The organism is Kytococcus sp. HMSC28H12 (assembly GCF_001816045.1).
Classification (GTDB): Bacteria; Actinomycetota; Actinomycetes; order Actinomycetales; family Dermatophilaceae; genus Kytococcus; species Kytococcus schroeteri.
Genome location: NZ_KV824431.1, coordinates 1 through 8,984 on the forward strand (window position 1 = coordinate 1; position 8,984 = coordinate 8,984).

10 protein-coding genes are annotated in these 8,984 nt (G+C 73.1%); 7 read left to right on the forward strand and 3 right to left on the reverse strand.

Annotated elements, in window-relative coordinates; translation table 11 throughout:
* Positions 1-702 (forward strand): hydrogen peroxide-inducible genes activator (locus HMPREF3099_RS05715; protein WP_070705114.1); only part of this gene is annotated, 702 nt, incomplete at its 5' end.
* Positions 703-733: 31 nt separating this feature from the next.
* Complete coding sequence (locus HMPREF3099_RS05720) at positions 734-1,315, forward strand: GNAT family N-acetyltransferase (RefSeq protein WP_070705108.1); 582 nt, start codon at positions 734-736, stop codon at positions 1,313-1,315.
* Positions 1,316-1,514: 199 nt separating this feature from the next.
* Here the strand turns inward: HMPREF3099_RS05720 and HMPREF3099_RS05725 are convergent, their stop codons facing one another.
* On the reverse strand, positions 1,515-3,326 hold the full coding sequence (locus HMPREF3099_RS05725; protein ID WP_070705109.1) for an NAD-binding protein: 1,812 nt from the start codon (positions 3,324-3,326) through the stop codon (positions 1,515-1,517).
* A 10-nt stretch (positions 3,327-3,336) separates the two neighbouring features.
* A complete protein-coding gene (locus HMPREF3099_RS05730) occupies positions 3,337-3,723 on the reverse strand; it encodes a DUF6394 family protein (protein ID WP_070705110.1) in 387 nt (128 codons plus the stop codon).
* 221 nt (positions 3,724-3,944) lie between these two features.
* Here HMPREF3099_RS05730 and HMPREF3099_RS05735 point away from each other — a divergent pair, with 221 nt between their 5' ends.
* Positions 3,945-4,661, forward strand: coding sequence for a response regulator transcription factor (locus HMPREF3099_RS05735; RefSeq protein WP_237769762.1), 717 nt, complete (start codon positions 3,945-3,947; stop codon positions 4,659-4,661).
* A complete protein-coding gene (locus HMPREF3099_RS05740; protein ID WP_083323536.1) occupies positions 4,658-6,028 on the forward strand; it encodes a sensor histidine kinase in 1,371 nt (456 codons plus the stop codon). The genes HMPREF3099_RS05735 and HMPREF3099_RS05740 overlap by 4 nt, the downstream gene beginning before the upstream one ends.
* On the opposite strand, the gene HMPREF3099_RS05745 is transcribed toward HMPREF3099_RS05740, so the two are convergent.
* Positions 6,010-6,525 (reverse strand): hypothetical protein, encoded by a 516-nt coding sequence (locus HMPREF3099_RS05745; protein WP_070705111.1) that lies wholly within the window; start codon positions 6,523-6,525, stop codon positions 6,010-6,012. The genes HMPREF3099_RS05740 and HMPREF3099_RS05745 overlap by 19 nt on opposite strands.
* 239 nt (positions 6,526-6,764) lie before the next feature.
* Here HMPREF3099_RS05745 and HMPREF3099_RS05750 point away from each other — a divergent pair, with 239 nt between their 5' ends.
* The 3 genes from HMPREF3099_RS05750 to HMPREF3099_RS05755 are packed head-to-tail and all read left to right on the forward strand — an operon-like array spanning position 6,765 to position 8,939.
* Complete coding sequence (locus HMPREF3099_RS05750; RefSeq protein ID WP_070705112.1) at positions 6,765-8,051, forward strand: channel-forming protein ArfA/OmpATb; 1,287 nt, start codon at positions 6,765-6,767, stop codon at positions 8,049-8,051.
* Positions 8,052-8,064: 13 nt separating this feature from the next.
* The gene (locus HMPREF3099_RS12825) at positions 8,065-8,223 is read left to right on the forward strand and encodes a channel accessory protein ArfB (RefSeq protein WP_168168452.1); all 159 of its coding nucleotides are present in this window, start codon (positions 8,065-8,067) and stop codon (positions 8,221-8,223) included.
* The gene (locus HMPREF3099_RS05755) at positions 8,220-8,939 is read left to right on the forward strand and encodes a channel accessory protein ArfC, sunset domain variant (RefSeq protein WP_070705113.1); all 720 of its coding nucleotides are present in this window, start codon (positions 8,220-8,222) and stop codon (positions 8,937-8,939) included. The genes HMPREF3099_RS12825 and HMPREF3099_RS05755 overlap by 4 nt, the downstream gene beginning before the upstream one ends.
* Positions 8,940-8,984 lie beyond the last annotated feature (45 nt).

The following is an 8,984-nucleotide window of genomic DNA, read 5'->3' on the forward strand; positions in this document are numbered from 1 at the left end:
GCACGGCGCATGCTCGGGCACGGCGACGCCATCCGGCGCGTCGCCGAGCAGGCCCGCGACCCCCGGGCCGGCTCGCTGCGGCTGGGCATCTTCCCCACCCTCGCGCCGTACCTGCTGCCGCACGTGGTGCCCGGCATCCGCGAGGCCCTCCCGGAGCTCAACCTGCTGCTGGTGGAGGAGCGCACGCCGGACCTCATGCGGCAGCTCCGGGAGGGCACCCTCGATGCGGTGGTGCTTGCCGGCCCGCTGACCGACCCCGGACTGGCGGTGGAGCCCCTCTTCCGTGAGGACTTCCTGCTGGCCGTGCCGCTGGACCACCCGCTGGCCGGGCAGGAGACGGTGGACCCCTCCGTGCTGGGCGACGAGTCGGTGCTCCTGCTGGAGGACGGCCACTGCCTGCGGGACCAGGCGCTCGACGTCTGCCGCTCCTCCGGCGCGGTGGAGATGGACGGCTTCCGCGCCACCTCCCTGGAGACCCTGCGGCACATGGTGGCCTCCGGGGTCGGGGTGACCCTCATGCCCCGCATGGCGGTCGACCGCCCCGGCGGCCCCGGGGGAGTGGCGACGGTCGAGTTCACCGCGCCAGCACCCCATCGGGACATCGTGCTGGCGTGGCGCGCCTCCTCGGTGCAGGCCGACCTCATGCCGGAGCTCGCCGAGCTGCTCCGCTCGGTGCCCGCGCCCCTGGCCACCCCGGCCTGACGCCGCGGCAGGGGGGTGGCACCATCGGGCCATGGACCAGGAGCGCGGCAGTCCGGCGGTGGGCGAGGTGGAGGTTGATCGGCTGCGGCTGGCCGATGTGGAGTCCCTCGCCCGGGTGCACGGGATGATCTGGCGCGCGACCTACACCGGACTCCTCCCCGATGCGGTGCTGGACTCCCTCGACCCCGTCGCCGGGGCCGCCCGGTGGCGGGAGGCCGCGCAGCGCCTCGCGGACGAGGGCCCCACCGGTGCCGCCCACCCACTGGGCAGCAACGGCCCACCCCCGGTCGCGGACACCCGAGTGGCACGCCAGCAGGACGGTCACGTGCTGGGTTTCATCTCCGTGGGCCCGCCCCGTGACGACGACCCCCCGGCGCCGAGGGAGCTGTGGGCGCTCAACCTGGACCCGGCCTGGCACGGCACGGGCCTGGCCGACCGCCTGCTGACCGCAGCCCTCCCGATGGGGCCCGCCTACCTGTGGGTGCTCGAGGGCAACGAGCGGGCGATCGCGTACTACGGCAAGCGGGGTTTCACCGACACCGGGCGGCGCAAGGAGCTCATCCACCGCACGGGGCCCACGGGTGTGGCGGAGTGGTGCCTCCTGCGCCCCTGAGTCAGCCCCGGTTGCTGGACGCGCCGGTCCCGCCGGTCCGGTCCGCGCCGCCGGACCCACCCCGGCGCGGCACGGTACTGCGCCGTCGATGTGTCGCGGACCACGACGAGGGCGGCCGGTACCCCGGGCGGGGCGTGACCCGGCGGGGGCGAGGCTGCGCGCGGTGCCGGACGGCCTGGTGACCCCGGTCGGCTGAGCCTCAGCGCCCCAGGCGGCGGATGTCGTCGCGGTCGTCCAGGCGCGACCGGCGCCGGCGCACGCCCTTGGGCAGGGTGTGGTGCGGGGTGGTCCGGCGGCCCCGCAGCGCGCGGAACACCCACGTGTGCGGCACGTGCACGCCCGTGGCCAGCTTCTCCACGTCCGCGTCGCTGTACAGCGTGGAGGTGAGCTCGCCCAGGCCCTCGGCCGTGCCGAGCACCAGCAACGAGTCGCCCAGGTGCAGCGAGGTGCCGGGGTCGGGGGCCGCGGTGCGCTCCCGGCCGCGGCCGTGCACGGCCGGGTAGACCTCCAGCGGTTCCCCGCTCTCGGGGTGGGTCAGCAGCTGCTTCAGGGTGATGTGCCCGCCCTCCAGCCAGCGCACCAGGGCGGGGGCGTTCTCCTCGGTGACGTCCAGCCGTGCGGCCTGCGGGGTCTGCGTGCCCACGCGCGCCTGCAGGTCCTCCAGCACCCGGGCCCCCCACTCCTCGTCGCGCTCCATCACCTTGCGCACGAAGTGCCAGTAGTTGGGGCTCACCAGGTAGGCCAGCGCCTCCCGGGAGATGAGCTCGGCCGGGTGGAAGGTGGCGTCGGGGGCGAAGGCCTTCACGGTGGAGCGGCGGCCCAGCGTCTTCTGCCGCAGCACCAGGAAGCAGTCCGGGTTGGCCTCGCGCACCCGGGCGGCCACCGAGAGGTTCACGATGTCGCTCTCGGCGCCCACCACCACACCGGTCACGTCGTGCAGGTCCACCAGCTCCCCGGTGGGGCGCGCGTCGCGCACCTCCAGCCCGGCCCGCGTGAGGTCGCGGCTCACCTCCTCGCCGAACTCGCCGTCGCTCACCACGACCCACGGCCCGTCGTCGAGCCGCTCCCGGGGCTCCTCCAGCTCGGTGCCCGGAGGGCTCATGAGCCAGGTGGCGAGGCGGTGCACCGACGGCTTGCGCAGCTGCATCGTCAGGTAGGTGCCGAACTCGTCCAGCGGGTTGATGACGTGCTCCGGGAAGAAGTCCTGCATCCGGTCGGCCATGACCCGGCTGGTCGACCGGGCGATGACGGGCACGTCCGGGCGCAGCAGGTTGACGGTCATGACGATGGCGAGGTTGGTCTCGTCGTCCTCGGTCATGGCCAGTACGCCGTGGCACCACGGGCTGCCCAGCCCGGCGGTGCCGAGGGTGGTCACCTTGCGGGCGTCGCCGTGCAGGGCCAGCACGCGTCCGCCGCGGCGCCCCATCGCCATCCGCTCGAGCCGCTCGGCGTCGCCGTCCACCACCACCACGTCGCGCTCGATCGCCACGAGGCCCTCGACCACGCCCGTGCCGGCCTGGCCGTGCCCCACCACGATGTAGAACGGGTCGCGCGTGCGGCGCAGCGAGCGCATGAGCCGCAGCTCGGAGGTGGCCTCGCGGAAGCCGGGGGCGGTGAGCGTGTAGAACATCGCGGTCACCGCGTAGGTCCAGGTGAACACCGAGGCGAAGATCGACCCGGCCACCCACATGCGCTGGGGGATGGTGAACTCGTTGGGCACCTCGCCGTAGCCGATGGTGGTGGCCGTGTAGCTCATGACGTAGAACGCGTCGAACAGTGAGAGCCGGTGCGGGTTGCCGTCGGCGTCCACGCCGGGCATGAGCGAGAGGCCCACCACGCAGAAGGTGAACACGGCCACGATCATGAGCAGCGGTGCGCGTAGGCCGCGCAGGGTGGCGTTGACCACCTCCCGCGCCTGGTCGTCCACGGGCACCTCCACCTCGCGGCGGCGGCGGGACTCGGGGCGGGCCGCCCGGTGGTGGGCGGTCATCCGCGTCAGGGGGTTGACCACGGGGTGGACCTCAGCGGCCGCGGTAGTTCACGGTCTCGATGACGAGGATCACCAGCGAGACGAGGTTGGCCAGCAGCGCGCCGATGGCCAGCGACACCACGGACGACATGGCCTGCGCGTCGATGGGGGCGTCCCGGCCCTGGTCGATCCACACCCAGACGGCGGTGGCGGCGAGCAGCTGCAGGCAGGAGACGAGGCTGGCGGCCAGGTGCACCGCGCCCACGTGGGTGCGGTCGCCCAGCTTGAGCACGGCGGCCACGAGGTTGACCACGAGGGCGGCGTAGAGCTCGTAGGAGTTGTGCAGGTCGGGATCGCTGATGTCCCCCGTCACGTAACCCAGGTTGAGGGTGGCGGCCAGGAGCACGAAGAAACCGAAGACGACCTTCTCGAAGTTCACGCCCCCCACCGTACGTGCTCCCCCACCCGGTCGAGGGGCACAAGAGAGGGAGCCACCGGACCCCTCAGTACGGTGGCTCCCTGTCCCTTGTGTGCCGCTCCGGCGTTCCTCCAGAAGGCCGGTGGCCGAGAACGTGTCCCTCGCTCTCGATGTGTCCCATACAAACCCGGCCACATCTCACGTCTCGCACGCGTTGCTCACAGGACGTTCACAACTTTCGCGTGAGCACGCCCGCCTCCTACTGTGGCCCCGTGACCGTGAACCAGAACGTCCACGTCCTGCTGGTCGAGGACGACGAGATGCTCCGAGAGACGACCGCCCTGGTGCTGGAGCGCCAGGGGTTCTCCGTGTCCACGGCCGCCGACGGCGTGGACGGCCTGGACGCGCTGCGCCGTGAGCGCTTCGACGTGGCGGTGGTGGACGTGATGATGCCGCGCATGGACGGCATCACGTTCGCTCGCAAGGTGCGGGAGGACTCCGACCTGCCCATCGTGCTGCTCACCGCGCGCGACCTGCCGCACGACCAGCTCGCCGGCTTCCAGGTGGGCGTGGACGACTACGTGACCAAGCCCTTCGACGGCGAGGTGCTGGCCGCCCGCCTCCGCGCGGTGCTGCGCCGGGTGGACACCGTGCCGACCGAGCCGACGACCACCACCATCCGGGTGGCGGACCTGACGGTGAACCGCGACGGAATGGTGGTGCAGAAGGCCGGGGAGACCATCAGCCTGAGCGCCACCGAGTTCCGCCTGCTGGAGGTGCTGCTGGACCACCGCGGCCGGGTGCTCTCGCGCCACCAGCTGCTGGAGATGGTGTGGGACATCGGCTCGTGGGGTGACACCCACGTCGTGGAGGTCACCGTGCAGCGCCTGCGCCGCAAGATCGGCGCCGAGCGCATCGTCACCGTCCGCGGAGCGGGCTACAAGCTGGTGGATGCGTGAGCCCGGACCGTTCCGGGGACCCCGAGGCCCCCAGGCGCCGCACCGGCGGCATCCCCACCCACCGCCTCGACGCGGCGGTGACCGGCCCGATGCGGGTGAGCGGCCGCAGCGCTCGTCGGGACCAGCGACTGGGGGGCACCCGCTGGCGTGACTCCATCCGGACCCGGATCGTACTGGCGGTGCTGCTGGTCTCGATGGTCACCAGCGCCGGCCTGGGGGTGCTCCTGGCCTCGCAGGCCTCGGACGCCGCGCGTGAGAACCTGCGCCAGCAGGCCGTGAGCCGGCTCGACACGGTGAGCGCCTCCTACCGGCTGGACGGGCGTGTGCGCCGCGGCGCCACGGCCGACCCGGACGTGCCGCCCCGGGAGCTCGTGCAGGGCATGGAGCAGGGGGAGCGGCGGAGCTACTACGACGGCGACACGATGTGGGCCACCGAGCGGCTCGGCAAGGACGTGCTGCTCACCGTGCAGCTGGACGACGACATGCTGCGCCAGCAGGACGCCGAGCGGCTGCGGACCCTGCTGCTCTCCCTGGCGCTGGCCTCGGCCATCTCCGCGGCGGCGGCCTGGACGCTCGGCAACGCCCTCTCGAGCCGGCTCCGCAGCGCGGCCACGGCCGCCACGGCCATGGCAGAGGGGGACACCACGGCCCGCACGGACACCGGCGGACGTGACGAGGTGGCCGCGCTCACCCGGGCCGTGGACACCCTCGCGGTGACCCTGCAGAGCCGCCTGGCGGCAGAGCGCGCCTTCACGGCGGACGTGGCGCACGAGCTGCGCACCCCGGTGACGGGGCTCGTGAGTGCCGTCGAGCTGCTCCCCGAGGGGCGCCCGGCCACGCTGGTGCGCACGCAGGTGGGCCGGCTGCGGCGCCTGGTGGAGGACCTGCTGGAGGTCTCCCGGCTGGAGAGCGGGTCGGAGGTGGCCACCCTGGAGGAGCACGACCTCGGCGAGGTGGTGGACCGCACGGTGCGCTTCCTGGCGGTCTCCGCCCCGTGCGAGCGGGTGGAGCTGCGGGGCGAGTCGCCGCAGCAGGTCCTCATCGACCCACGGCGCTTCGAGCGGATCATGGCCAACCTGCTGGTCAACGTGCAGCGCCACGGGGGCGGTCACTGCGTGATCACCGTGGTGCGCCGCGCGGTGGTGGTGGACGACTTCGGGGACGGCTACCCCGCGGAGATCCTCGAGCACGGCCCGCAGCGCTTCCACGGCAGCGGGGCGAGCAAGGGCACCGGGCTCGGCCTGACCATCATCTCCAAGCAGGCGGCCACGATGGGGGCGACGGTGGAGTTCGACCGGGCCCGCACCGGCGGGGCGCGCACGGTGCTGCGCTTCCAGGCCGCCGACGCTCAGTGGGGCAGCTCGTAGGTCTCCTGCGAGGTGGAGCCCAGCGGCCGCCCGTCCACGAAGTGGACCACGATCGAGGTGTAGACGCTGCCGGCCTCGGAGGTCTTCACCTCGGGGGCCTCCACCTCCACCTGATAGCTCTCCAGGGTCCCCTCGGCACAGTTGGGCTGGCAGTTGTTCACGCTGAACTCCCCGGTGCCCTTGGCGCTCCGGGCGTCCCACTCCGCCCACTGCAGCTTGCTCAGGGTGGCGTTGGTGTCCTGGCAGTCGAGGCTGAGGGTGGGCGGGCGCACCATCGTGCCCTCGCCGAGGCAGTCGAGGACCTGCGGCTCGGGCTCCGTCGAGGCGTGGTCGCCCCCGGCCGCCTCGGCCTGGCCGACGCCGGAGGCGGAGGGGGCGCTGGTGCTCGTCTCCGCGCCGTGGGACTGCGGGACCTCGTCGGCGCCGGAGCAGGCGGCCAGCAGCACCGGGGCCACGGCCGGGAGGGCCCAGCGGGGGGATCGGGTGATGCGGTGCATGGACGTCCTCGGATCGGGGGTGGGGCCACGGAGCAGTCTGCGCCACCAAGTTCACAAACCGCGCACGCGGGCCGGGCCGAGCCGCCCGGGACGGGGCCGCGAGGGCGTGGCGAACCGCCGTCGCGCCCGCCCCGGAAGCGTGGGGTGCAGCGGATATCCTCTGCCCAGGACTTCTGTCCCCCGGGCCGCCGCGGGGGACGAGACCGGCCACTCCCAGCACGGCGGACGAAGGAGCACTCATGAGTGACAAGTGGGGCGAGGGCGACCACCTCGATGCCCGCGACGGTGACGAGGTCGACCGCTACGACGCGGTCGACGACGGGGGTGAGGAGTGGTACGAGGTCTCCCGCCGCTACCGCCGTGGACTGGGTGGGTGGTGGTGGCTGGCGCTGCTGGCCATCCCGCTGCTGCTGGCCCTGCTGGGCAGCCTGCTCGACAAGGGCGGTGACGAGCCGGCGGAGGAGAAGACCACCACCGCGGCCGAGACCTCCTCCTCGGTGCAGGACTCCGGCGACGCCGTGGCGGCCGACTCGGTCTCCTACGAGGGCGACAAGGACAAGGTCACCTTCACGGCCTCCGCCCCGAGCGAGTCCGACAAGGACGCGCTCGTCAAGGCCGTCGAGGACGCCAACGAGGGCCGCACCGTGGACGCTCAGGTGTCCGTGGACGAGAAGGCGCCGCTGGTGGAGGGCGCCCAGCTGGGTGCGCTGACCAACGCGCTGAAGGCCGGTGGCGAGGGCCTCACGGTGTCCGGTGACGCCTCCGCCCTGACGCTCTCCGGCGAGGTCGCCGACGAGGCCGCCCGCAAGACCGTGGCCAAGGAGTTCGCCACCGTCTACCCGGACGCCAGGATCACCAACGAGCTGACCGTCGGCGGCAAGCCGGCCCCGGCCGAGCCGAGCCCGTCGGAGCCGGCCGCGTCGAGCAAGCCCGCCGAGCCGAGCCCGTCGCAGTCCTCGAGCGAGGCCCCGGAGCCCAGTGCCTCGGAGCCGACCGAGTCCAGCAAGCCGGCCGAGCCGTCGCCCACCGCGAAGCCGAGCACGTCCGAGCCCACCGAGTCCTCCGCCCCGGAGCCGTCGCCCACCAGCGAGGCCCCGAAGCCCGAGCCGACCACCCCGAAGCCGAGCCCGTCCGGCCCGGCCCCGGTGTCCGCCATCGGCGACCTCACCTGTGAGAACGCCAAGGTCTCGATGGACCGCGTCAACGCGGCCAACCCGATCCGCTTCCCGTCCAGCAGCGACGCCCTGTACGGCGACTCCGCTCTGGCCGCGGGCCAGATCGGTGCCAAGCTGGCCGGCTGCGACTTCGACGTCGTGGTCATCGGGCACACCGACAACGTCGGGGGCGACGTGAACGAGAAGCTCAGCGCCTACCGCGCCGAGAAGGTCGCGCAGGCCCTCGTGGTGGCCGGTGTGGACAACAGCCGCATCGAGCAGAAGAACGCGGCCGCGTCGCAGCCCGTCGCGAGCAACAAGACCGAGGACGGGCGGGCCAAGAACCGTCGCGTCACCATCCAGGTGAAGTGAGAGGAGAGGACCGATGGGTGAATTCCTGATGGAGTGGCTCTGGTACCTCGTGGCGTTCGTCGTCGGCGCGCTGGCGATGTACGTGGTCGTGGGCATGACCGTCCCGGCGGATTCCGAGGAGGCCGCCTTCGCCGACCTTCCCGGCGCACGTGAGATCGGAGACGACGAGTGAACTGGCTGCTGATGCTCCTGGCCTTCGCGCTGGGCGCCCTGGTCACCTGGCTGTGGTCCGTGCGCACGGTCACGCGGGTGATCCCGGCGAGTGAGTACGACGCCCACCTGGCCTCCCTGGGTGTGGACGACGAGGACGAGGTGGAGGTCGACGACGACGCCGACCGCATCGAGGTGGACGAGGACGCCGAGGCGGACCGTCGCGGCTTCTACACCGAGCGGGACGACGTCCGCGAGGACGAGGTCGACCTGGTCGACGCCGAGACCGACGGTGCCCACGCCCTGGGTGACGACGAGGACGCCGTGGTGGCCGACGAGGTCCACGACGAGGACGCCGAGCTGGTCGAGGCCGACGCCGACGCCGACCGGGTCGACGTCCACGACGAGGAGGGCGCCGGCGCCCACCCGCTGGGCGAGGACGACCTGGACGACGACGTGCAGCCGGTGACCGGCGCGTCCGACCACACCCAGGCCATCCCGGTGGTCGACGGCGAGGACGCGGCCGACGCCGACTCGCCCTACGGCCCCGGTTCGGCGCTCCCCGCCGAGGACGGCTCCGGCCCCGAGGGCTGGGCCATCAAGGGCAACGCCGACTCGGGCCTGTTCCACACCGAGGACAGCCCGGGCTACGCCAACACCCGCGCCGAGGTCTGGTTCGCCGACGAGGAGTCGGCCGTGGCGGCGGGCTTCCGCCACTGGGACCGCAAGCAGCGCTGACCCGCAGCGCCCGAAGGGGCCCCGTCCACCGCACCGGTGGACGGG